The 22,665-nt window shown below is 70.4% G+C and carries 18 protein-coding genes; 10 read left to right on the top strand and 8 right to left on the bottom strand.

Translation table 11 applies throughout. From position 1 onward, the window contains the following. Window positions 1-16 precede the first annotated feature (16 nt). From tilS to GGR64_RS02510, 3 genes are all read right to left on the bottom strand, one after another. The gene (tilS, locus tag GGR64_RS02520) at window positions 17-1,333 is read right to left on the bottom strand and encodes a tRNA lysidine(34) synthetase TilS (RefSeq protein ID WP_260302618.1); all 1,317 of its coding nucleotides are present in this window, start codon (window positions 1,331-1,333) and stop codon (window positions 17-19) included. Between the two features lie 666 nt (window positions 1,334-1,999). Further along, window positions 2,000-2,566 carry a WG repeat-containing protein gene (locus GGR64_RS02515; RefSeq protein WP_260302616.1) on the bottom strand — a complete coding sequence of 189 codons (567 nt, stop codon included), beginning with the start codon at window positions 2,564-2,566 and terminating at the stop codon, window positions 2,000-2,002. Next, complete coding sequence (locus GGR64_RS02510) at window positions 2,563-4,269, bottom strand: alkaline phosphatase (RefSeq protein WP_184643749.1); 1,707 nt, start codon at window positions 4,267-4,269, stop codon at window positions 2,563-2,565. Before GGR64_RS02510 ends, GGR64_RS02515 begins: the two co-directional genes overlap by 4 nt. 151 nt (window positions 4,270-4,420) lie before the next feature. Here GGR64_RS02510 and GGR64_RS02505 point away from each other — a divergent pair, with 151 nt between their 5' ends. The 3 genes from GGR64_RS02505 (at window position 4,421) to GGR64_RS02495 (ending at window position 7,199) form a co-directional block, all read left to right on the top strand. After that, window positions 4,421-5,761 (top strand): dicarboxylate/amino acid:cation symporter, encoded by a 1,341-nt coding sequence (locus tag GGR64_RS02505; protein ID WP_184449257.1) that lies wholly within the window; start codon window positions 4,421-4,423, stop codon window positions 5,759-5,761. A 7-nt stretch (window positions 5,762-5,768) separates the two neighbouring features. Next, on the top strand, window positions 5,769-6,605 hold the full coding sequence (locus GGR64_RS02500) for a class I SAM-dependent methyltransferase (RefSeq protein WP_184643747.1): 837 nt from the start codon (window positions 5,769-5,771) through the stop codon (window positions 6,603-6,605). A gap of 114 nt (window positions 6,606-6,719) precedes the next feature. Continuing rightward, a complete protein-coding gene (locus GGR64_RS02495; protein WP_160968332.1) occupies window positions 6,720-7,199 on the top strand; it encodes an acyl-CoA thioesterase in 480 nt (159 codons plus the stop codon). Window positions 7,200-7,219: 20 nt separating this feature from the next. Here GGR64_RS02495 and GGR64_RS02490 read toward each other — a convergent pair whose 3' ends face one another. The 3 genes from GGR64_RS02490 to GGR64_RS02480 all read right to left on the bottom strand — a co-directional run bounded on the left by GGR64_RS02490 (window position 7,220) and on the right by GGR64_RS02480 (window position 9,718). Next, window positions 7,220-7,960 (bottom strand): nucleotidyltransferase domain-containing protein, encoded by a 741-nt coding sequence (locus GGR64_RS02490; RefSeq protein WP_184643745.1) that lies wholly within the window; start codon window positions 7,958-7,960, stop codon window positions 7,220-7,222. 280 nt (window positions 7,961-8,240) lie between these two features. Further along, the gene (locus tag GGR64_RS02485; RefSeq protein WP_326520296.1) at window positions 8,241-8,891 is read right to left on the bottom strand and encodes a C40 family peptidase; all 651 of its coding nucleotides are present in this window, start codon (window positions 8,889-8,891) and stop codon (window positions 8,241-8,243) included. Window positions 8,892-9,175: 284 nt separating this feature from the next. Next, entirely contained in the window at window positions 9,176-9,718 is a 543-nt protein-coding gene (locus tag GGR64_RS02480; protein ID WP_167087536.1) for a C40 family peptidase, read from the bottom strand. A gap of 109 nt (window positions 9,719-9,827) precedes the next feature. Here GGR64_RS02480 and GGR64_RS02475 point away from each other — a divergent pair, with 109 nt between their 5' ends. The 6 genes from GGR64_RS02475 (at window position 9,828) to GGR64_RS02450 (ending at window position 16,047) form a co-directional block, all read left to right on the top strand. Next, the gene (locus GGR64_RS02475; RefSeq protein WP_160968337.1) at window positions 9,828-10,307 is read left to right on the top strand and encodes a peptidylprolyl isomerase; all 480 of its coding nucleotides are present in this window, start codon (window positions 9,828-9,830) and stop codon (window positions 10,305-10,307) included. Window positions 10,308-10,464: 157 nt separating this feature from the next. Then, complete coding sequence (locus GGR64_RS02470; RefSeq protein WP_184643741.1) at window positions 10,465-11,685, top strand: DUF418 domain-containing protein; 1,221 nt, start codon at window positions 10,465-10,467, stop codon at window positions 11,683-11,685. Between the two features lie 154 nt (window positions 11,686-11,839). Then, a complete protein-coding gene (gene gorA, locus GGR64_RS02465; RefSeq protein WP_184643739.1) occupies window positions 11,840-13,201 on the top strand; it encodes a glutathione-disulfide reductase in 1,362 nt (453 codons plus the stop codon). 104 nt (window positions 13,202-13,305) lie between these two features. Then, window positions 13,306-14,241, top strand: a complete 936-nt coding sequence (locus GGR64_RS02460) for a DMT family transporter (RefSeq protein ID WP_184643737.1) — start codon at window positions 13,306-13,308, stop codon at window positions 14,239-14,241. Then, window positions 14,238-14,624 (top strand): MGMT family protein, encoded by a 387-nt coding sequence (locus GGR64_RS02455; protein WP_184643735.1) that lies wholly within the window; start codon window positions 14,238-14,240, stop codon window positions 14,622-14,624. The genes GGR64_RS02460 and GGR64_RS02455 overlap by 4 nt, the downstream gene beginning before the upstream one ends. A 766-nt stretch (window positions 14,625-15,390) precedes the next feature. Continuing rightward, a complete protein-coding gene (locus GGR64_RS02450; RefSeq protein WP_160968345.1) occupies window positions 15,391-16,047 on the top strand; it encodes a rhomboid family intramembrane serine protease in 657 nt (218 codons plus the stop codon). Window positions 16,048-16,486: 439 nt separating this feature from the next. Here GGR64_RS02450 and GGR64_RS02445 read toward each other — a convergent pair whose 3' ends face one another. Together GGR64_RS02445 and GGR64_RS02440 are read right to left on the bottom strand one after the other, a co-directional pair. Next, complete coding sequence (locus tag GGR64_RS02445) at window positions 16,487-18,499, bottom strand: M13 family metallopeptidase (protein WP_167087538.1); 2,013 nt, start codon at window positions 18,497-18,499, stop codon at window positions 16,487-16,489. Between the two features lie 237 nt (window positions 18,500-18,736). Next, window positions 18,737-20,839 carry a M13-type metalloendopeptidase gene (locus GGR64_RS02440; RefSeq protein WP_184449385.1) on the bottom strand — a complete coding sequence of 701 codons (2,103 nt, stop codon included), beginning with the start codon at window positions 20,837-20,839 and terminating at the stop codon, window positions 18,737-18,739. A gap of 202 nt (window positions 20,840-21,041) precedes the next feature. Here GGR64_RS02440 and GGR64_RS02435 point away from each other — a divergent pair, with 202 nt between their 5' ends. Continuing rightward, window positions 21,042-22,634 (top strand): NAD(P)/FAD-dependent oxidoreductase, encoded by a 1,593-nt coding sequence (locus tag GGR64_RS02435; RefSeq protein WP_184643733.1) that lies wholly within the window; start codon window positions 21,042-21,044, stop codon window positions 22,632-22,634. Window positions 22,635-22,665: the final 31 nt, after the last annotated feature.

The raw sequence follows: 22,665 nt of genomic DNA, 5'->3' as shown, positions 1-22,665 counted from the left end.
GGCGGCGGCAGCAGGGTCAATGCGACGCGCGTGCCGGCGCTGGCAGCGGATCCAGCGCCAGGCGTGCGGCGTGCGCCTGCAGCCAGCTGTGCAATGGCGCGGCCAGCAGGACCGGACCGGCGGCCAGTAGCTGCGTGGCGTCGAACAGCAGCGGCAGCCGTGCGCGCTGCCAGGGCGGCAGCGCCTGCGTCTGCAGCAGGTGCTTCAGGGCCTGCGACTGCGTCCGCCCGGGCAGGCGCAGGCGTTCGCCGCCGCGGCGTGCGCGCACCAGCAGCGGCGTGTCGAAGACCAGTGTGGTCTCGGCGAGCAGGTGCAGGCGGCGGCCATCGGGCAGCGTCAGCGGTGCGCGGCCGTCCCACTGCGCCTGCCAGTCCGCAGGCCATGGCGCGAGGTCGCGCTCGGCATGGAGCCTGTCGCGCCAACTGCGCACGCAGGCGCCATGCCATGCGAACTGCGCCGCGGCATCGGCACGCGCGTTCAGTAGATCGCGTTCGATCGCGGCCAGGCCGGCCGCCGGCAATGGCGGCAGCCCGGCCTGCGCGACCCAGCGTCGCAGCACGCGCGCGCGCCGCGCGGCGGGCAGGCCGCGGAGCGGGGCGAGCGGAAGCGGGGCGCCTGGGGCGTCCTGCAGCGCGTCGAGCGCCGTGCGGTCGTCCGCGTCCAGCAGTGCGCCGGCGTCGGCGCACAGTTGCGCGCTGCGGGCGAGGGCGGCGTCGGCATGCGGCCAGCGCTGGCGCAGCAGCGGCAGCACCTGTAGGCGCAGGAAATTGCGATCGAAGCCGGGATCGGCATTGCTGGGGTCGTCGATCCACTGCAGGCCGTGCTGCTGTGCATAGGCGTGCAGCACGCTGCGTGGTTGCGCCAGCAGCGGCCGCCACAGGCGGCTGCCGGCGAAGTCGGACAGCGCCTGCATCGCCGCCAGGCCATCCGGGCCGGATGCGCGCAACGCACGCAGCAGGAAGGTCTCGGCCTGGTCGTCACGGTGTTGGGCCAGCGCCAGCCATTCGCCGGGCTGCAGCGCCTGCGCAAAGGCGTGGCGCCGCGCCTGCCGCGCCGCTGCTTCCAGGCCATCGCCGCTGTCGCGCGGTACGTGGACTTGCACCACCTGCAGCGGCACCGCCAGCGTCGCGCACAGCTGCGCGCACTGCGCGGCCCACGTGTCGGCGTCGGCATGCAGGCCGTGATGCACGTGCAGCGCGCGCAGGCCGGCGCGGCGGTACGACGGCTGCTGCGCCAGCAGGTGCAGCAACACGGTCGAATCCAGGCCGCCGCTGAGGCCGAGCAACAGCGGCGCCGGCGCCGGATCGGGCAGCACGGCGGCGAGTGCGGACAACGGGGACGGAGAGGCATGCGGCGGCATCGCGTCACTGTAGACGCAAGCGCACGTCAGCGCGAAGCGTGGCATGGCGACGTCTTTGAGTCCGAACAGCGTTGTGGGAGGACTGCAGTTCCGACACCTTTCAGTTCAATGCGTCGGGACTAAAGTCCCTCCCACAAGAGCAATTGTCGGCACTCGGGACTATCCAGGCTGCTTGTTGAGCCCGGTGCCCGCTCGATGTCGACCGCCAGCACGCGACCCCCGGCCAGCGGCCAGCGCGCGATGGCGCTTGAAGCCGCGCAACGTGAGTGAGCCCTCTGTGCGAGGGACTTCAGTCCCCATGCCTTTCAGTTCAATGCGTCGGGACTGAAGTCCCTCCCACAAGAGCAGTTCTCGGCACTTGGGACTATCCCGATGGCCTGCTCAGCAGGGCGCCTGCTCGGTGTCGGCCGCCGGCACGCCAAGCCCGGCCTGCGGCCAGTGCGCTACGGCGCCTTAGGCAGCGCAAACGTTGGTTAGCCCCCTGTGGGAGGGACTTCACCCCCGACGCGGGGATTTCTCAGCTCGCGGACGATGCGCTTCCCCCGACATCGCGGGCGTTGCAGCAAGAATGCGTTGCAGAAGACCGGCCTCGGCGGCGTTCTCCGTGACAACGCCGCCATGCCGCATACGGTCGCCTGCTCAGCGCTTCGGCGCCGGCACTTCGCGGTTGTGGCGATCGATGGAGTACCAGCGGCCGCCCTGCATCGGCGTGTGCCCGTCGCCATCGGGCGTACCCGCGCTGCAGCCGTCGCAGACCTCGGCGACGCCGTGCTCGAACGGCCAGGCGAAGTCGTGGACCGGCGCGATCACCTCGCGCAGTTGCCGATCGTAGAAGCCGATGCGGCCGTGCACGATGCCGCGGGTCAGGCCTTCAGTGAAACCATCCGCGCCGTTGTCCCAGGTGATCACCGGCAGGCTGCGGCCATCGGCGCGCACGTAGTAGAACCGTGCGCCGACGCTCAGCAGCGCCAGGCCGTCGCGATCGAAGTGCAGGCGCCGCAGCGCCTGCGGCGTCAGGACCAGGCGTTCGTCGGCACCGAGCCGGCAGCCCGGCACCACCGGCCGATCGGTGTTCGGGTCGCCCAGCCGGCAGGCGTCGGCGGCCGGTTGCGCCGCGATCGCTGGCACGGTACCGAGCGCGGCCAGCGCAGCGAATAGTGCAACGGCCGCGCGCAGGCGGCCGCCGTGCGGCCGAAGCCGCCTCATTGCGCGGTCGCGGCGCTGGTCATGAACGCCGCCGGCTTGGGCAGCTCCACCGGCACGCCGTCGCCGTTGCAGGTACCGGCCTGGCACAGCCGCGCACGCAGCGTCGGCGTGGCCTGCACGATCACGTGGTAGATCACGTTCTCTTCCAGGCTGCCGCGGAAGGCGTTGCTGCCGGGGCCGCGCGCCCAAATGCCGACGTCGTCGCCGCCATGGGTCTCGGCCTTGGTCGGCACCAGCGCTTCCTGCATGAAGTCCGGGCTTTCGGTGTCGACGTGGGTCAGGTCCGGACGGCCGTTGGCCGGCTCGAAGTTGCTCGGCGCATGCGGGAAGGTCTTGACCCCCGCCGGCTGCTGGTTGCTGGCGCCGGTGTAGCCGGGGCCGTTGGCGTAGCTGAGCGTGGCATAGGGCTGGCCGTTGCCGTCCAGCGCCAGGTCGCCGGTGTTGGCGTCCTCGCCGCTGGTGCCGCGCACCTTGCCCAGGATCGGGTTGCCGCGCTGCGGGTAGCCGACGAAGTTCAGCGTGTGCGAGTGGTCGGCGGTGACGATGATCAGCGTGTCCTCGGCCGAGGTCGCGTCCGCCGCGGCCTGCACCGCCTGCGACAGGGCGATGGTCTCGTCCAGCGCGCGGTAGGCGTTGCCGGCGTGGTGCGCGTGGTCGATGCGTCCGCCTTCGACCATCAGCACGTAGCCGTTCTTGTCCTGCGACAGGGTGCGGATCGCGGCGCGGGTCATCTCGGCCAGGCTCGGGTCGCCGTTGGCGCTGCGGTCGCGATCGTGATCGAACTGCATGTGGTCCGGTTCGAACAGGCCCAGCAGCGCCGGCGCGTTCTGCGCCGCTTCCAGTTGTCCGCGGGTCCACACGTAGGCGCCCTGCGGATGGCGCTGGCGCCATTCGCCGACCAGGTCGCGGCCGTCCAGGCGCAGGCCGACCTTGTCGTCGTACTCGGGGTCGCGCTGCTCGACGGTGGTGAACTGGCCGCGGCCGCCGGCCAGCATCACCTGCGGGCCGCGCCCGAAGCGTGCGCCGACCATCTGCTGGGCGATGTCGCGGCAGCCCTCGGTCACCGCCTTCTCCGGCAGGTCGGCATCGCTCTCCCAGTTGCGCTCCGGCACGTGCGCATAGGTCGCGGCCGGGGTGGCGTGGGTCAGCCGGGTGGTGGTGACGATGCCGGTGCCCATGCCGGCGCTGTCGGCCAGCTCCAGCCAGCTCAGCAACTGCTTGCCGAGGCTGTCGGCGCAGGCGTCACGCTTGCCGGCGGACACGCCGATCGCGCCCATGTGGGTCTTCACCCCGGTGGTGATCGAGGTCATGGTGCCGGCCGAGTCCGGCGTCTGCGAATCGGTGTTGTAGGTCTTGCTCAGCGCGGTGGCGGGGAATGCCTCCCATGACAGCTGGTTTTCCTCGCCGGAGGCGCCCTTGCGCTGGCCGTCGAGGATGCGTGCGGCGGCGACCGTGGTCAGGCTCATGCCGTCGCCCAGGAACAGGATGACGTTCTTGGCCTTGCCGCGCATGGCACCGTTGTTGGCGGCCTTGGCGGCGCCGCTGCGGTACCACCAGTCCGGGGTCTCGCCGGCCGGGTGGGCCACGGCGGGAACGACGATCGGCGCGACGTTGGCGCTGGCGGCCGGCGCGTGCGGCGTGCTGGCGCAGGCACCCAGCAGCAGGGTGGAGGCGGCGGCGAGAGCGGAAACGGGAAGGCGCATATGCGGAACGGGTCCTGAACAACGAAGTCCCCCGCATTATGCCGGCTACGACAAGGCACGCCCATGACACCGTGCCTTTCCAGCCATGGCGTCGTTGTTGCCGCCGGGGTGCGCTATCGTGCGAAACCCCCGAGATTTCTGGACAGCGTCGATGAAACTGGTGACGGCCTGGTTACGCATTCCGTTCTGGCAGCGCGTGGTCGCCGGCTTCGTGCTGGGCGCGCTGGCCGGCTGGGCGCTGGGGCCGACCGCGGAAACCTGGTTCAAGCCGCTGGGCGACCTGTACGTCACCCTGATCAAGATGATCGCGGTGCCGCTGGTGTTCTTCGCGGTCATCAACGCGATCTCGTCGCTGCACGGGCAACAGTCGGTGGCCAAGCTGGGCGGGCGCACGTTCCTGTGGTTCGTGGTCACCGCGGCGCTGGCGGTCGGCGTCGGCCTGGCCGTGGGCACCGTGCTGCAGCCGGGCGCCGGCCACCTGGGCCTGCGCGTGGACAGCGGCTGGACCCCACGCGACGTGCCCAGCCCGGTGCAGGTGCTGCTGGACGTGGTGCCGTCCAATCCGTTCTATGCGCTCACCGGCATCGGCACCAAGACCAATGCCGCCGGCGAGACCGTGCTGGCGGCCGGGCGCGGGTCGATCCTGCCGGTGATCTTCTTCGCCGCGCTGCTGGGCTTTGCCATGGTCAAGCTCGGCGAGCGCGTGGCCGAGGCGCGCAAGCTCACCACGCAGATGAGCGAGATCATGATCCAGGTCACCCGCTTCGTGCTGGAGATGACCCCGCTCGGCACCTTCGGCCTGATCGCCGCGCTGGTCGGCGGCTACGGCTTCGGCAAGCTGCTGCCGTTCGGCAATTTCGTGCTGGCGCTGTACCTGGCCTGCGCGATCCACATCGTGGTGGTCTACAGCGGCCTGTTGCTGGTGCACGGGCTGAACCCGTGGAAGTTCTTCCGCGGCGCCGCGCCGGGCATGCAGGTGGCCTTCGTCAGTTCCTCCAGCTTCGCCGCGATGCCGGTGGCGCTGCGCTCGATCACCCACAACCTCGGCGTCAACAAGGACTACGCCGCGTTCGCGGTGCCGCTGGGCGCCAGCATCAAGATGGACGGCTGCGGCGCGATCTTCCCGGCGCTGTGCGCGGTGTTCATCGCCCAATACACCGGCGTGCCGCTGACCGCCAACCAGTATTTCGTGGTGCTGATCGCCTCGGTGCTGGGCAGTTTCGGTACCGCCGGCGTGCCCGGTACCGCGGTGGTGATGGCCACGGTGGTGCTGAGCGCGGCCAACCTGCCGCTGGAGGTGATCGGCTACCTGTACGCCATCGACCGCGTGCTGGACATGATGCGGACCATGACCAACGTGACCGGGCAGATGCTGGTGCCGGTGCTGGTGGCCAAGGAAACCGGCCTGCTCGACCGCAGCGTGTACGAGGCGGCGCCGAGCAATGTCGGCCTGGAAGATCCGCCGGTCGATAGTTCCGGCCAGGTGCGTTGATGCTCCCGTGAGCACGCCTGCCGACAGCCTGCGCGCGCAGTTGTTGCGGTTGCCCGGGCTGACGCTCCACGAGGGCGTGCTGGTGCACGACGCGTTGCCGGACGACCCGTTCGAGCAGCGCTACCTGGACGTGCGCCGCCGCGAAGGCCGGCTCTACAGCGACGCGCAGGTGCGCACGCTGCCGCAGCCGCCCGGTGCGCTGGGCGCCAGCCACGAATGGCGGGTGCGCGCCGAATCCTGCCGGCGCCTGTTGCGCCATCTGCGCGCGCGCGGCGGCGATGGTCCGCTGCTGGAGCTGGGCTGCGGCAACGGCTGGCTGTCGCATCGCCTGGCTAGCGCCCTGCAGCGCGAGGTCTGCGGCGTGGACGTCAATCGCACCGAGCTGGCGCAGGCGGCGCGGGTGTTCGCCGACGCGCCGCGGCTGAGCTTCGTCGCCGGCGATATCCTGCGCCTGCCGCTGCCGGCGCGGCGGTTCGATGTGGTGGTGGTGCCGGCCTGCATTCAGTACTTCGCCGATCCGCGTGCGCTGATCGCGCGTCTGCTGGAGCTGCTGCAGCACGATGGCGAACTGCACATCCTCGACAGCCCGTTCTACGCCGACGCCGCCCGGGCCCGGGCCAGCGCCGCGCGCAGCCTGCGTTACTTCAGCGACCTGGGTTGCGCCGAGCTGGCGCAGCAATACCACCAGCACACCCACGCGGCGCTGGACGGCATCGTGCTGCGCCGGCTGTTCGACCCACGCCGCCTGTCCGCGCGCTGCCTGCGCGTGCTGCGCTGGCGCCAGCCGCATTTCCCGTGGCTGTGCATCCGCAAGCGCGACAACCTGGCGCTGACCGCGACGTAGCCGACCCACGCGTGCCGCCAGTGCGGCCGCGCCGACAGGTCATTGCGGCGCCGTTGCGATTGGCGGCGTCGGCGCATGGCAGACTGCCGCCTCCTTCCCCTGCATGGACTCCCGATGAGCGGCACCCAACGCGAACTGACCTTCCGCTTCCTGGCCGAGCCGATCGACGTCAACTACGGCGGCAAGGTCCACGGCGGCGTGGTGATGAAGTGGATCGACCAGGTCGGCTACGCCGCCGCAGTGGGCTGGAGCGGCCACTACAGCGTGACCGTGGCGGTGGGCGGCATTCGCTTCGTCTCGCCGATCCGCATCAGCGACATGGTCACGGTCAGCGCCAAGCTGGTCCACACCGGCACCAGCAGCATGCATTTCGCCATCGAGGTGCGCGCACGCGATCCGATGGGCGGCGAGCCGCGCCTGTGCACCCATTGCATCATCGTGTTCGTGGCCCTGGACGGCGTCGAAGGCCGCCCCACCGCGGTACCGGCCTGGCATCCGGACACGCCGGAAGACCATCGCCTGGCCGAGTATGCGCAGAAGGTGATGGAACTGAGCAAGGGCATCGAGGACACCATCGCCCACTACCAGGGCTGAGCGCGCGCCCGCGCGCTGGCTCAGGCGCGCCAGTCCGCAGGCGCGGTGCGGCAATCGCCGTCGAACAGGCGGCCGCCGTGCACGGCCAGTTCCTGTTGTGCCAGCGCCAGCACCGGCGCGCGGTCGGCGCTGGCGAACAGTGCGGCGAAGGCCTGGTCGAAGCGCGCGCCCAGGGCAGGGTCCATGCGTGCCAGCAGGCGCGGGACCCACTTGCCGCTGCCGTACCAGTGGCCGCGTCCGCGCAGCGCCAGTTCCGCCAGGCGCGGATGCAGCAGGGCGCCGATCGCGACGATCTCGGCGGCGCTGCGCTCGCCGCACAGGTCGTCGACCAGGTCGGTGATCTCGTAGCGCAGCGCGTCCCGTTGCGCCTGCGTCAGCGGCGGCGGCCCGGCCTGCAGCCGCGCGGCGATCTGGCCTTGCAGGGTGCGTGCGGACTCGGTCGCGGTGCCGACGAGGGTGCCCTCGGCGATCATGTGCAGCAGGCTGGGGCGGCCGCGGGCCGCATCGTCATCGACGAACCAGGCCAGCGTGCCCGGATCGTGCACGAAGGCTTCGACCGGCACGCCCTCGGCCATGAACGACTCGCGGCGTGCGGCCGGCAGGCTGTCGTAGACCACCACCAGATCGATGTCGGACAGATGCGTGCCTTCGCCGCGCAGGATCGAGCCGGCGGCGAAGCCGAAGGCGGCATCGGCGTAGCGCGTGAACAGTAGTGATTGCGCGATCGCCAGCGCCTGTGCGGGCGTGGGCAGGGGCGGCATGTCCGGCATCAGCGCAGCACCTGTCGGCGCGGCCAGGACGCGGCCCGGCCGCGGTGCTCATCGGCACGGCAGGACCGCGGGGCAGGCGAGGGGGATGGTGTCATCGAAGTCCCGGTGACGCGATCGAGGCGGACCAGCGTAGCGTGCCGGCGGGCAATGCGGACGGTCGCGATGACGCTCCAGGCGGGCGGCGCGAACCGCAGCGGCAACACCCGGCCGCACGCAATAAAAAAGGCCGCTGTCGCCAGCGGCCTTTCTTGGTGTCTGCAGCCGAAGTGGCTTACATCGCCACGCGGCGCGCCTGCACGAACTTCTCGCCCCAGTAGCCGGAGGTCAGCGTGTCCACGCGCACGTCCTTGCCACGGCTGGGGGCGTGCAGGAAACGGCCCTCGCCGACGTACAGGCCGACGTGGTCGACGCGGCCCTTGCGGCCGAAGAACACCAGATCGCCCGGCGCCAGCGCGTCGCGGTCCTTGATCAGCTGGGCGTTGGCCTCGCGGGCCATCTCGCGCGACACGCGCGGCAGCTCGATGCCCAGCGCGGTGCGGAACACGTAGCCGACCAGGCCGCTGCAGTCGAAGCCCTCGGTGTCCTCGCCGCCCCAGCGGTACGGGGTGCCCAGCAGCGCCATGGCGCGCTTGAGCACGGACTGGACCTTGTCGCCGCCCGGCACCACGCCTTCGCGCGGGACCGGCTGGGACACGTCGTAGTTGGCCAGCAGGCGGCTGATGTCGCCGGCGAACATGGCCGAGCGGTCCATCAGCGGAATGGTGTCGTTGGCGGCCAGGTGCGGCAGCAGGGCGGCCAGCGTGGCGGTGGCCGCGGCGTCGGCCTTGCTGCGCGACGGCGCCGGCGCCTGTGCGGCGGCCGGCTTGGCCGAGGCGGTGGCGGTCGGCGTGCTCGCTGCAGCGGTGTTCGCCACGGTGCTCACCGGTGCGGGAGCGGGGGCGACGGTCGCGATCGCTTCCGGGACGACGGTGTCGGCGGGAGCGGACTGGGCCAGGGCCGGGAGGGCCGTGAAACAGAGCGAGGCGGTGCAAAAGAGGCGGAAAGCGGTCCGGCGGGGAACGGCGGTCTTGCCTGGAGAGGTCTGGGCTTCGGTCGTCACGCTTGGATCACAAAATAAAACGATGGGGGATCATGCCTTGTAGACAGAAATAGGAAGTTCAAATAAGGTTAAATTTTCGTAATTATGAATGTGGGCGAAATCACACATCAGCGCAAAACCCGCTTTGCGCCGGTGTAATGGTCCCGCCAGTAGGCGCCATCCAGGGAATCCAGGCGCACCGTCCCGCCCGTGCTGGGGGCGTGAACGAAACGGCCTTCGCCGACATAAATTCCGACGTGCGTCACATTCCCTGCGCTGCCGAAGAACACCAGGTCGCCGGTGCTCAGGCGCTGCGGGTCGATCTTCGGCCCCTGCACCGCGGCCAGCTCGCGCGAGGTGCGCGGCAGCCGCAGGTCGAGCATGTCGCGATAGACGTAGGCGACCAGGCCGCTGCAGTCGAATCCGGACTCGGGGGTATTGCCGCCGTAGCGATAGGGGGTGCCGACCAGGCCCAGTGCGCGCATCAGCACCGCGTTTGCCGCGCCAGGGTCGGCCGGTTGCACCTGCGGCCACTCGCGCACCGCCACCGGCGCCGGCCGGGTGTGGCGGACCTCGTGGCGTCCACAGGCCGCCAGCGCGGCGGCGCACAGCAGCGGAAGCCACCACGGAAACGCGCGGCGGCCGCGCGGCGAAACTGGCGTGTTGTGCATGGAGCCGGGATAATGCGCGACCTCAGAAGGCCGCCATCATGGCGGCGCTCCCGGCGGCCGACAAGCCGCCCATCCCGTCTGCCCCCGGCAGCCACAGCGCAGAGTGCACATGAAGATCGAAAAAGACCGCGTCGTCCGTTTCCACTACACCGTGTCGGAAGTCGGTCAAGAACCGATCGAAAGCTCCAAGGACCGCGATCCGCTGGTGATCCTGGTCGGCCACGGCAACATCATCCCGGGCCTGGAGAACGCGATGATGGACAAGGCGGCCGGCGACAGCTTCGGCGTCGACGTGGCCGCCAAGGACGCCTACGGCGAATACCGCGAGGGCCTGAGCCAGCGCGTGCCGAAGAAGCATTTCGGCGCGGCCAAGCTGCAGCCGGGGAGCCAGGTGGTGCTGCAGACCAACTTCGGCCCGCGCGCGGTGACCGTGCAGAAGGTCGGCATGAGCGTGGTCGACGTCGACCTCAACCATCCGATGGCCGGCAAGGACCTGCACTTCGACGTGGAGATCGTCGACGTGCGCGAGGCCAGCGCCGAAGAGATCGAGCACGGCCACGTGCACGGCGACGGCGGCCACCAGCACTGATGGTCCTGGCCGCGGCACCGGTCGCGCCGGTGCCGTCGGCCCTGGCGCCGCGCGCAGCGGTGCCGTCGCGCCGCCGCGGACGCCGGCGGCCCTCTTGATCGCGGCGAGGGACATCGCCGGCCTTCCGTCCGGTGCCGCCTTGGCCACTTCCGCCCCCGTGTTGCAGCCCGTCGCGCCCGCCGAGCGCATCGCCACCCTGGACGTGCTGCGCGGCTTCGCCCTGCTGGGCATCCTGCTGATGAACATCGAGGGCTTCGTCGGTCCGCTGGACGCGGCGATGACCGGCCTGGATCCGGCGCTGCGCGGCGCCGACCGCATCGCCGACGCGCTGGTCTACATCCTGGTGCAGGGCAAGTTCTACACCTTGTTCTCGCTGCTGTTCGGCATGGGCTTCGCGGTGATGGCGCAGCGCGCCGAGACCGCGCGGCGGCCGTTCGGCGGTTTCTTCCTGCGCCGCAGTGCGGGGCTGTTGCTGATCGGCCTGCTGCATGCACTGCTGCTGTGGTCCGGCGACATCCTGGTCAGCTACGCGCTGCTGGCGTTCATGCTGCTGGCGTTCCGCGAGGCGCCCACGCGCTGGCTGCCCGGCATGGCGCTGGTGGTGTATCTGTTCGCGCCGGCGCTGTGGCTGTTGATCGGCGCGGCCGCCACGGCCGCGCAGGCCGACCCGCACGGTGCGGCGCAGTGGCAGCGCGACATGGCCGAGCAGGCGCAGCACAGCGCTGCGGCGCTGGCGCAGCAGCGTGAGGTGTTCGGCCACGGCAGCTATGTCCAGGCCACCGCGCAGCGCGCGCGCGACCTGGTCGAATCGCTGAGTGCATTGCTGTTCAATGCGCCGACCATCTTCGGCATGTTCCTGCTCGGCGCCTGGTGCGTGCGCAGCGGCCTGGCTGCGCAGCCGCAGCGCTTCCCGCGGTTGCTCGCCGTGCTGCGCTGGGGCGTGCTGCCGCTGGGCCTGGCGCTGATGCTGCTGAGCTTCCGGCTGGAGCCGTGGATGGACCCGGCGCGGCTGGATCTGCGCCTGACCTGCGCTTATGCCCTGGCCAGTGTCGCCGGCGGCCTGATGGCGCTGGGCTATGCGGCCTGGCTGGTGCGCGCCGCGCCCGCGCTGCAGTGGCTGGCGCCGGCCGGGCGCATGGCGTTGAGCAACTATCTGCTGCAGTCGCTGGTGTGCACGACGCTGTTCTACGGCTATGGCTTCGGCTACTTCGAGCAATTGCCGCGTGCCTGGCAGATCCCGTTCGCGGTCGTGCTGTTCGCACTGCAGGTGGCGCTGTCGCACTGGTGGCTGCAGCGGTTCCGCTTCGGCCCGGTGGAGTGGCTGTGGCGTTCGGCCAGCTATCTGCGCTGGCAGCCCATGCGCCGCCACGCGGTCTGAGCGCAGGCGCGGCGGCGTCCTCACATCTGCCGCGCGGTTGGCCATGGCATGCTCCGCGGCGACCGATGTGAGCGACAGGACCACCGATGGACGATGTCAGAGGCGGACGCATGCCCGCCAGCGATGCCACCCCGCCGCGCGCCGAGCGTGCGCCGTGAGCGCGCCGATCCGCGATTACGACCTGCTGGTGCTGGGCGGCGGTTCCGGCGGCCTGGCCACCGCGTTCCGCGCCGCCAGCCATGGCGCGCGGGTGGCGATCCTGGAGCCGAGTGCGCTCGGCGGCACCTGCGTCAACGTCGGCTGCGTGCCGAAGAAGGCGATGTGGCTGGCAGCGGACCTGGTCGAACGCATCGACCTGGCGCGCGCGGTCGGGTTCGCCATTCCCGAGGCCACGCTGTCGTGGACGGAACTGGTGGCGCATCGCCAGGGCTACATCGGCAACATCCACGCCAGCTACCGGCGGCGCCTGGATGCCGATGGCGTGGTGCTGATCCCGCGGCGCGGGCGACTGATCGATGCGCACACCGTCGAATGCGACGATGGCGTGCGGGTCAGCGCCAATCACGTGGTGATCGCCACGGGCGCGCATGCGGCGCGGCCGAATATCGAAGGCGCCGAGCTGGGCCTGATCTCCGACGATTTCTTCAATCTGTGCGAGGCGCCGCCGCGCGTGGCCATCGTCGGTGGTGGCTACATTGCGGTGGAACTGGCCGGCCTGCTGCAGGCGCTGGGCAGTCGCGTGGAGTTGTACGTGCAGGGCGAGCGTCTGCTGGAGCGGTTCGACGCGGAACTGGCGCGGCAGCTCGCCGACAATCTGCGCCACCAGGGCGTGCGCCTGCATTTCGGCTACCGCGCCAGCGCCCTGCGTCGCAACGGCGAGGACCTGTGCGTGGTCGATGCGCAGGGACAGCCAGGTGAGCGCGTCGATCGTGTGTTCTTCGCGATCGGCCGCCGCCCCAACACGCGCGACCTCGGCCTGGAAGCGCTGGGCGTGCGCCTGGGCGACAAGCACGAGATCGTGGTGGACGCGTACCAGAACACCGACGTGCCGGGGCTGTACGCGATCGGCGACGTGGCCGGCAAGGTCGGCCTGACCCCGGTGGCGATCGCCGCCGGGCGCAAGCTGATGGACCGCGTGTTCGGCGACCGGCCGCAGGCGCGGCTGGACTACGAGAACGTGCCCAGCGTGGTGTTCTCGCACCCGCCGCTCGGCCAGGTGGGGCTGGGCGAGGAGCAGGCGCGCGAGCGCTATGGCGCCGACGCGGTCACCGTGTACCGCAGCAACTTCCGGCCGATGCTGCAGGCGCTGGCCGATTCGCCGCAGCGCAGCCTGTTCAAGCTGGTGTGCGTCGGCGCGGAGGAGCGCGTGGTCGGCATCCACCTGCTCGGCGATGGCGCCGACGAGATCCTGCAGGGCTTCGCGGTGGCATTGAAGTTGGGCGTGACCAAGCAGCAACTGGAAGACACCGTGGCGATCCATCCGACCTCGGCCGAGGAAGTGGTGCTGATGCGCTGAGGAGGTGAGGCGCTGAGGCCGCGGCGATCCGACGGCTGGCTGACCGCAGCGCCGTAGAATGGCGGCATGCACGTGTCCTCTTCTCCTTGCCGCGGCGCTGCGCGATGAGCGCGCCCGGCGCGCCCACTGCCGTCGCCCCCGCCGCCACGCAGGCCAGCCTGGGCGGCGTGTTGCTCGCCGCCGGCGGCGCGATCGCGTTTTCCGGCAAGGCCATCATCGTCAAGCTCGGTTACCGCTACGGCGTCGATGCGGTAACCCTGCTGGCCTTGCGCATGCTGGTGGCGCTGCCGTGCTTCGCGGCGATGGCGCTGTGGGCGGCCCGGCGTGCGCCACCGCTGCAGCCGGGTGATCGCTGGCGGATCGTCGCACTGGGCGTGCTCGGCTATTACCTGGCCAGTTTCCTGGACTTCCTCGGCCTGGCCTACATCACCGCGACCCTGGAGCGGCTGATCCTGTACCTCACTCCGACCCTGGTGCTGCTGATCGGCGTGCTGCTGTGGCGGCGACGGCCGCAGCGGCGCCAGTTGTGGGCGCTGGCGCTGAGCTATCTGGGCGTGCTGCTGGCGTTCGGCCACGACCTGCGCATCGGCGGCGCGCGCACCGCCTGGGGCAGCCTGCTGGTGTTCGGCAGCGCACTGGCCTATGCGGCGTATCTGGTCGGCAGCGGCCAACTGGTGGCGCGGGTCGGCGCGGTGCGACTGACCGCCTATGCCAGCCTGGTTGCCTGCGCGCTGTGCATCGCCCAGTTCCTGCTGCTGCGGCCGCTGCACGCGCTGGCCTTGCCGGCGCCGGTCTATGCGCTGTCGCTGCTCAACGGCACGCTGTGCACGGCGGTGCCGGTGCTGGCGACGATGCTGGCGGTGCAGCGCATCGGCTCGGCGCTGGCGTCGCAGATCGGCATGCTCGGCCCGGTCTCGACCATCGTGCTCAGCGTGTTGCTGCTGGGCGAGGCGATGGGGCCGTGGCAGATCGCCGGCACCGTGCTGGTGCTGGTCGGAGTGCTGCTGGTGTCTCGTCCCGTGCGGGCGCAGCCGGCATGAGTGCACGGCGGTTGCCCGCAGCGGATGCGTCGGCGCCGGTCGCGACGATGACGGCGGCCGAGGCGCATGCGCGGATCCTGGTAACGATCCGGGCGATTCCACCGGGGCAAGTGCGCGGCTATGGCGAAGTGGCGATGCTGGCCGGCTTGCCGGGACGCGCACGCCTGGTCGCACGCCTGCTCGGCGGCAACGCCGACGCCACGCTGCCCTGGCACCGGGTGCTGCGCAGCGACGGCCGCATCGCCTTTCCGGAAGGCTCGCCTGGCTACCGCGAACAATGCCAGCGCCTGCGCGCCGAAGGCGTGGTGGTGCAGAGTGGACGGGTGAAGCGTGCGCCGGCGCAGGTGAGTGATCTCGATGCCGAGGTGTGGGGGCCGCGGTAGCGACACTCACGAGAACTGCGGCGTCCGGTCCCCCAGGCGGGAGAAAGAGGCCGGATTCAGGTGGTGGCTTATAGCCCCTTTCCCTCCGGGAGAGGGGTTGGGGTGAGGGGCGGGCGCGAAGCGCATGCGGTGTTTCAGCTGTGCGAGGCTGCGCCCGTACCCTCATCCGCCCCTTCGGGGCACCTTCTCCCGGCGGGAGAAAGGGGAATACAAGCCCCTCTCCCTCCGGGAGAGGGGTTGGGGTGAGGGGCGGGCGCGAAGCGCATGCGGTGTTTCAACTGCACGAGGCTTCGCCCGTACCCTCATCCGCCCCTTCGGGGCACCTTCTCCCGACGGGAGAAGGGAGTACAAGCCCCTCTCCCTCCGGGAGGGGGTGGGGTGAGGGTCGGGGCGCGAAGCGCATGCGGTGTTTCAACTGCGCGAGGCTGCGCCCGTACCCTCATCCGCCCCTGCGGGGCACCTTCTCCCGACGGGAGAAGGGGTACAAGTCCCTCTCCCTCCCGGGAGATCGGTTGGGGTGAGGGTCGGGCGCGAAGCGCATGCGGTGTTTCAGCTGCGCGAGGCTGCGCCCGTACCCTCATCCGCCCCTTCGGGGCACCTTCCCCCGCAAAAGGGGGCCATGGTCCCGGCGGGAGAAGGGAGTACAAGCCCCTTTCCCTCCGGGCGAGGAGTTGGGGTGAGCGTCGGGGTGCGAAGCGCAGGCGATGTTTCGGCAAGGAGTCTCTGGCGAGCGGCTATGATGGGGACAGTTGCCACGGACCCGACCATGTTTCCCAGACTTCCGCCCGTCACCCAAGCGCTGCTGATCGGCAACGTCGTGGTGTTCCTGCTGCAGATGCTGCTTGGCACGGACACGTTCTCTCCCTTCATGCTGTGGCCGATCGGTGCCTTCGATGCGTTCTCGCCGGGGGAGAACTTCCAGCTCTGGCAGTTGCTGACCTACGGCTTCCTGCATGGCAGTTTCTCGCACCTGCTGTTCAACATGCTGGCGCTGTACATGTTCGGCGGGCCGCTGGAGCAGACCTGGGGCAACAAGCGCTTCCTGACCTATTACCTGGTCTGCGTGGTCGGTGCCGGCCTGTGCCAGTTGCTGGTCGGCTGGTGGATGCTCAGCAACGGCAGCGAGCCGTATCCGACGCTGGGCGCCTCCGGCGGCATCTTCGGCCTGCTGCTGGCCTTCGGCATGCTGTTCCCCAATCAGCGGGTGGTGCTGCTGTTCCCGCCGATCCCGATGAAGGCACGGACCTTCGTCATCGTGTTCGGTGCGCTGGAACTGCTGCTGGGCTTCACCGGCTGGCAGCCCGGCGTGGCGCATTTCGCGCACCTGGGCGGCATGCTGTTCGGCTGGCTGATGATCCGCTACTGGCGCGGCCAGCCGCCGTTCGGCAAGCGCAAGCCGCCGCGCCCGCGCATCGTGCGCTGAGCGCAGCGACCGCATAGGCAAGTGCAACTCCACGCGGCGCGCGCGGGGCAATCGGCTTTTCCCTTCTCCCGTCGGGACCATGGCCCCTTTTGCGGGGGAACGTGCCCCGCAGGGGCGGATGAGGGTACGGGCGAAGCCTCGCATTGCCGGCGCGGCGCATGCGCTACGCGCGCCGTACCCTCACCCCAACCCCCGCTTCGCGCCCCGGCCCGCGCTTGCGACGCGGGCGCTCCAGGGCACGCGCGCCAGTGGCGCGCACGCCGTGCCCTGTCGCCCCGGTAGGAGAGGGGCAGTCAATTTTTCACCGCAAGGCCGTTGCTGCCTGCTGTGCATCGCCGGCACAGCAGCCGATGCATTTCCCGACCCCTGAACGCACGACGGCGCGGTTGCCCGCGCCGTCGTGCTGTGTGCCTGGCCGGCGGCTAGCGCCGGCGCCGGCTCACGGCCACAGGTGGATCTGCTCGGCCTCGCTGCGCACCATCGGCTGGCCCGGCTTGCAGGTGAAGGTCGCGGCGAAGGCGGGCAGGTTGGCCAGCGCGCCGTTGGTGCGCCAGCGGCCCGGTGCGTGCACGTCGGCGGTGACCCGCTGCACGGCGTCGGTCGGCGACAGCTGCTGCGCCCACAGGCCGGCCCAGGCCTTGTAGAACGCCTGCTTGCCGGCCTCGCTGGCCGCCGGCTGCGCCGCGCTGTAGGCCTGCCAGGCCAGTTCGACGCTGCCGATGTCGGTCAGGTCCTCGTCCTGGGTCAGCGGGCCGTTGACCTTGGCGCCCTTCACGCCGGGGAAGTCGTAGGCGCCGTACTGGGCGGCGGTACGGGCGGCCAGCGCGTTCCAGGCGCTCTTGTCTTCCGGGGTCCACCAGTTGCGCAACTGGCCCTGCGCGTCGACCAGGCTGCCCTTGCTGTCGATGGCGCCGATCAGCTCGTGCGCGACCATCGCGCCGTAGGCGCCGTACAGCGCCGCGCCGTCGCTGCCGGCCGCATACACGGGCGGCTGCAGCACCGCGGCGGTGACGATCAGACGGTTCTGCGCGAGGTCGTAGGTCAGCGCCGGCTGCTGCGGCAGCACGTCCCAGCGGCGGTCGGCGTTGCCCTTGCCGATGCGCTTCATCTCCTCGCGGTGGCGCCAGGTGGAGGCGATCAGCATGTTGCCGCCGAAGCTGCCGCGGCCCATCGGCTGCAGGGTGTAGTCGAGGTCGCGGCGCGGCGCGCCGATCTCGATCTTCAGCGCGGCCAGCTTGGCCTGTGCCTCGGTGCGCGCCGGTTCGCTCAGCCAGGTGCTGCGCTTGACCGCGGCGATCTGCGCGTCCCGGATCTGGCCGGCGATGGTCTCGGCCTGGCGGCGGGTGTCGGCCGACAGGTAGCGCGCCACGTACTCGCGGCCCAGCATCGGACCGGCGGCGACGTTGATCGCGTCAAGCACCTGCGCCCAGCGCGGCGGCGGCGCGACCTGGCCCTGCAGCACGCGGCCGCGGAACTCGAAGCTGGCGTCGCGGAAGCTCTTGGACAGGTACGGTGCCATCGCATCGCCCACACGCCAGCGCAGGTAGGCCTTCCACTGCTCGGGCTTGATGCTGACGATCATGCCGTCGAGCTGCTTGAACATGTCCGGGTCGGCCATCGACACCAGGTCGTCGTTGACGCCCTGCGCCTTGAGGAAGGCGTCGAGCTGCAGGTTGCGGTACTGCTTGTTCAACTCCTTGGTCGAGATCGGCGCGTAGTTGTTGAACGGGTTGTTGATGCCGGCCAGCGACTTGGCGCTGCGCGCCAGCGCGGTCTCGATCTGCAGCACCGACTGGGCGTCGGCCTCGAGCCGGTCGGCCGGGGTGCCGGTCAGGGTCAGGATCTGCTTGACGTAGGTGCGGTAGCGGCCCATCAGCGCCATGGTGTCGGCGTCGGTGCGGGTGTAGAAGGCCGGGTCGGGCAGGCCCATGCCGCCCTGCATGAAGTAGCCGATGTGGCGGTCCAGCGCCTTCAGGTCGACGTCGGCGCCGAAGTTGAACGCGACCGGGATGCCGATCTGGTGCAGCGCGGCGATCGAGGCCGGTACGTCCTTGGCCTTCTTGATCGCATCGATGCGGCCGAGCAGCGGCGCGATCGGGTTGGAGCCGTCCTTCTCCACCGCGGCCTCGTCCAGGCCGCTGGCCCAGAAGTCGCCCAGCGCCTTCTGCACCGCGTTCTGCGGCGACTGCATGGAGGCGTCGAGCAGGTCGCGCTGCTGTTGCTGCGCACGCTCGGCGAGCTGGCCCAGCGCGGTGACCGCGCCGGTCTGCGGCACCGGGTTCTGCTTCAGCCAGTCGGCGTTGGCATCGTCGTAGAAGTCGCTGCAGGCGGCGCTGATCGGCGGGGCCTTGGGCGCGGCGGCGCGCTTCTTCTTGGGCGCGGCATCGGCGGCGGAGGCGAGGGCGATCAGGCCGAGGGCGACGGCGAGGGCAAGCGGACGGGCATTGGGCATCGGGAACGCATCCGGTCAGGATTAAAGTCGGCGGAGTTTAACAAGCCGCGGTGTGCAACTGTGGCGATGACGCGCGTGCAGGTGCCAACCGGATTCAGCGAGGGACGCCGGCAACCACGGGCGCCGGCGGCCGGGCAGGGCGGGCGGCAGCGCGGCCGCTGTCGCAGGCCGGCAGCCACGCAAAGAAAAGGCCCGGACATGCCGGGCCTTTTCGCGAGACGACGGTGACGCTGTCGCTTACCAGATCACCACGCGCTTGTCGCCGCTGCGCACCATCGGCGTGCCCGGCTTGCACTGGAACGCGGTGGCGAAGGCCTCCAGGTTCGACGGCGCGCCGATCGCGCGGAACTGCGCCGGGGCGTGCGGGTCGGTGGTCAGGCGCACCATCGCGTTCTGCGGGGTGTACTTGGTGCGCCACACGGTGGCCCAGTTGATGAAGAAGTTCTGGTCGCGGGTCATGCCGCCGACCTTCGGGTCGTCCTTGCCCTCGGTGGCCTTCTTCATGGCGTCGTAGGCGGTGGTGATGCCGCCCAGGTCGGCGATGTTCTCGCCCAGGGTCAGCTTGCCGTTGACGTGCTTGCCGTCGACCTCGTACCCGTCGAACTGCTGCACCAGCTTGCCGGTGAGCGCGGAGAACTTCTTGGCGTCGGCCGGGGTCCACCAGTTCTCGAAGTTGCCGGTCGGCCCGAAGCGCGCGCCCTGGTCGTCGTAGCCGTGGGTCATCTCGTGGCCGATCACTGCGCCGATGCCGCCGTAGTTGAACGCGTCGTCGGCCTTGGGGTCGAAGAACGGCGGCTGCAGGATCGCCGCCGGGAACACGATCTCGTTCTGCAGCGGGTTGTAGTAGGCGTTGACCGTCTGCGGGGTCATGCCCCACTCGGTCTTGTCCACCGGCTTGCCGATCTTGCCCAGGTTGTACTTGTAGTTGAACGCGGTGGCGGCGCGCACGTTGTCCAGGTAGCTGTCGCGCTGGGTGCTCAGGCTGGCGTAGTCGCGCCACTTGTCCGGGTAGCCGATCTTCGGGGTGAAGGTCTTCCACTTCTCCAGGGCCTTGGCCTTGGTCTCGTCGCTCATCCAGGTCAGCTTCTCCAGGCGCGCCTTCAGCGCCTGGCTCAGGTTCTGCACCAGTTGCTGCATCTTGGCCTTGTCGTCGGCCGAGAAGGCGACCTTGACGTACATCTGGCCCATCGCCTCGCCGGCGCCGTTCTCGATGCTGCCGAGCACGCGCTTCCAGCGCGGCTTCATCTCCGCCTGGCCGTTGAGTTCCTTGCCGTAGAAGGCGAAGTTTTCCTGCGCGAAGGCATCGCTCAGGTACGGCGAGGCGCTGTCCACGGTGTGGAAGCGCAGGTAGGCGCGCCACACCGACGGGTCGGTGTCGCCCAGCGCCTTGCTCACTTCCTGGTGGAAGGCCGGGATCGCCAGCGAGAACTTCTCCGGCACGGCCACGCCCTGCGACTCGAAGAACTTGGTCCAGGGGAAGTTCGGGGTCAGCTTGTCGGCATCGGCCGGGGTGACCGGGTTGTAGGCCAGTTCGGCGTCGCGCGAGAGCTGCTCGCTGGACTTGGACACCTTGGCCAGACGGGTTTCCAGCGCCACCACGTCCTGCGCCTGCTTGGCCGCGTCGGCGGCCGGCACGCCGGCCAGTTCCAGCACCTTGGCCACGTGCGCCTGGTAGGCCTTGAGCTTGTCCTGCTTGTCGGCGTCGACGTAGTAGCTGCGGTCGGGCAGGCCGAGGCCGCCCTGCATGGCGTAGGCCATGTTCATCGTCGAGTTCTTGAAGTCGGCCTCGGCACCGAAGCCGAACAGGCCGTTCTCGCCCTTGGCCGCGCTCTGGCGCAGGTACTCGGCGATCGCCGGGCCATCCTTGAGGCCGTCGATCGCGGCCAGGTCGGCCTTCAGCGGCTCGATGCCCTGAGCGTTGATCTTGGCTTCGTCCATGCCCGAGGACCAGAAGTCGCCGACGATCTTTTCCACGCCCTGCGGGTTGGCCGCGGCGGCGGCCTGTTCGGCCAGCTGGTGCTGCACGGCCACCGAGCGCTCGTCCAGGATCGAGAACGCGCCCCAGCTGCTGCGGTCCTTGGGAATTTCGTTGGCGGCCAGCCACTTGCCGTTGACGTAGCCGTTGAAGTCGTCACAGGCGTTCTTGCTGGCGTCCAGGTCGTTGACGCTGAACGCGTTGTAGGCCGGCAGCTTGCTGGTGTCGAGCTTGAGCTCGGCCGGCGCCGCAGCGGCGGCCGGGGCGGCGGTCGCGGGCTTGGCGGCATCGGCTGCGGGGGCGGCATCGTCGTGCTTGCCGCAGCCGCTCAGCGCGGTGCTCACGGCCAGGGTCAACAGCAGCATCTTGGGATTGCGAAGGGTCACAGGCAGGCTCCAGGCCAACGTGGATAAAAGGATGGCCCGCTCGGGCCGTGGCGAGACTCTACGCCGCCGCGGGAGGTTTCAGGGGTGTCGAAGGTCATGGGCGGCCCCGGCATTGGACCATGAGAGGGCATCCCCGCCTGCCGGTTCGGCAGGCTCGCCGGCACTGGCTTACCATGCGGCCATGACCCGCGAACCGCCATGCGATGCCCTGATCGTGGGGGCAGGCCACAACGGCCTGGTCTGCGCCGCCTACCTGGCGCGGGCCGGCTGGAAGGTGACCGTGCTGGAGCGGCGCGGTGTGGTCGGCGGCGCTGCGGTCACCGAGGAGTTCCACCCCGGCTTCCGCAACTCGGTGGCGTCCTACACGGTGTCGTTGCTGCAGCCCAAGGTGATCGCCGATCTCGACCTGGCGGCGCACGGCCTGCGCATCGTGCCGCGCCGGCGCAACAACTTCCTGCCGCTGCCGGACGGGCGTTATCTATTGACCGGCGCCGGCTGCACCCAGGCCGAACTGGCCAAGTTCTCCGCGCGCGACGCCGCGCGCCTGCCGGCCTACGAGGCGCGGCTGGAGGGCATCGCCGACGTGCTGCGCGCGCTGGCCCTGCAGCCGCCGCCCAACGTCACCGACGGCGGCTGGCTGCAGGCGCTGCCCGAACTGCTGCGCGCCGGCCGCCTCGGCCGCCGCCTGCATGCGCTGGATGCGGAGCTGCGCCAGGACCTGCTGGACCTGTTCACCATCTCCGCCGCCGAGTATCTGCAGCGCTGGTTCGAGAGCGATGCGGCGCAGGCGCTGTTCGGCTTCGACGGCATCGTCGGCAACTACGCCAGCCCGTATACGCCGGGATCGGCCTACGTGCTGCTGCACCACGTGTTCGGCGAGAGCAATGGGGTGAAGGGCGCCTGGGGCCATGCGCTGGGCGGCATGGGCGCGATCACCCAGGCCATGGCCCACGCCGCCACCGCGGCCGGCGCACGCATCCGCACCGATGCCGGCGTGCGCGAGATCCTGGTCGAGGGCGGGCGCGCGGTCGGCGTGGTCACCGAGCAGGGCGAGCGGGTGCTGGCGCGGCACGTGGTCGCCAACGTCAACCCCAAGCTGCTGTACGAACGCCTGCTCGATCCGGCGCACGTGCCGGCCGCCACCCGCGAGCGGATGGCGCACTGGCGCTGCGGTTCGGGCACGTTCCGCATGAACGTGGCGCTGTCGCAGTTGCCCAGCTTCAGTGCGCTGCCGGGACCGGGCGACCACCTCACCGCCGGCATCGTGCTGGCGCCGAGCCTGGACTACATGGACCGCGCGTACCTCGACGCGCGCCGGCACGGCTGGTCGCGCGAACCGATCGTCGAACTGCTGATTCCCAGCACGCTGGACGAGAGCCTGGCACCGCCTGGCCAGCACGTGGCCAGCCTGTTCTGCCAGCACGTGGCGCCGCAGTTGCCCGACGGGCGCAGTTGGGACACGCACCGCGACGAGGTCGCCGACCTGATGATCGCCACCGTCGAACGCTACGCGCCGGGCTTCGCCGCCTCGGTGCTGGGCCGCCAGGTGCTGAGTCCGCTGGACCTGGAACGCACCTTCGGGCTGATCGGCGGCGACATCTTCCATGGCGCGTTGAGCCTCAACCAGTTGTTCAGTGCGCGCCCGATGCTCGGCCAGGCGGCGTACCGCGGCGCGATTCCGGGCCTGTTCCTGTGCGGCTCCGGCACCCATCCCGGCGGCGGCGTGACCGGCGCGCCGGGCCACAACGCAGCGATGGCGCTGTTGCGCGGCTGAGCGGCGACCCACCCCCGGCGGCATGGCAAAA

The sequence above is a fragment of the Xanthomonas sp. 3307 genome (assembly GCF_014199735.1).
In the GTDB taxonomy this organism is placed as follows: Bacteria; Pseudomonadota; Gammaproteobacteria; order Xanthomonadales; family Xanthomonadaceae; genus Xanthomonas_A; species Xanthomonas_A rydalmerensis.
This window is presented reverse-complemented; position numbering and strand designations above follow the sequence as displayed.

Coding starts and splice junctions, on each gene's coding strand:
- GGR64_RS02505 (WP_184449257.1), top strand. CDS start 4,421: ATGAAACTGGTGACGGCCTGGTTACGCATTCCGTTCTGGCAGCGCGTG.
- GGR64_RS02455 (WP_184643735.1), top strand. CDS start 14,238: ATGAGTGCACGGCGGTTGCCCGCAGCGGATGCGTCGGCGCCGGTCGCG.
- GGR64_RS02490 (WP_184643745.1), bottom strand. CDS start 7,960: ATGCCGCCCCTGCCCACGCCCGCACAGGCGCTGGCGATCGCGCAATCA.
- GGR64_RS02445 (WP_167087538.1), bottom strand. CDS start 18,499: ATGCCCAATGCCCGTCCGCTTGCCCTCGCCGTCGCCCTCGGCCTGATC.
- GGR64_RS02435 (WP_184643733.1), top strand. CDS start 21,042: ATGACCCGCGAACCGCCATGCGATGCCCTGATCGTGGGGGCAGGCCAC.
- GGR64_RS02450 (WP_160968345.1), top strand. CDS start 15,391: ATGTTTCCCAGACTTCCGCCCGTCACCCAAGCGCTGCTGATCGGCAAC.
- GGR64_RS02515 (WP_260302616.1), bottom strand. CDS start 2,566: ATGAGGCGGCTTCGGCCGCACGGCGGCCGCCTGCGCGCGGCCGTTGCA.
- GGR64_RS02440 (WP_184449385.1), bottom strand. CDS start 20,839: ATGCTGCTGTTGACCCTGGCCGTGAGCACCGCGCTGAGCGGCTGCGGC.
- GGR64_RS02510 (WP_184643749.1), bottom strand. CDS start 4,269: ATGCGCCTTCCCGTTTCCGCTCTCGCCGCCGCCTCCACCCTGCTGCTG.
- GGR64_RS02480 (WP_167087536.1), bottom strand. CDS start 9,718: ATGCACAACACGCCAGTTTCGCCGCGCGGCCGCCGCGCGTTTCCGTGG.
- GGR64_RS02475 (WP_160968337.1), top strand. CDS start 9,828: ATGAAGATCGAAAAAGACCGCGTCGTCCGTTTCCACTACACCGTGTCG.
- GGR64_RS02460 (WP_184643737.1), top strand. CDS start 13,306: ATGAGCGCGCCCGGCGCGCCCACTGCCGTCGCCCCCGCCGCCACGCAG.
- GGR64_RS02495 (WP_160968332.1), top strand. CDS start 6,720: ATGAGCGGCACCCAACGCGAACTGACCTTCCGCTTCCTGGCCGAGCCG.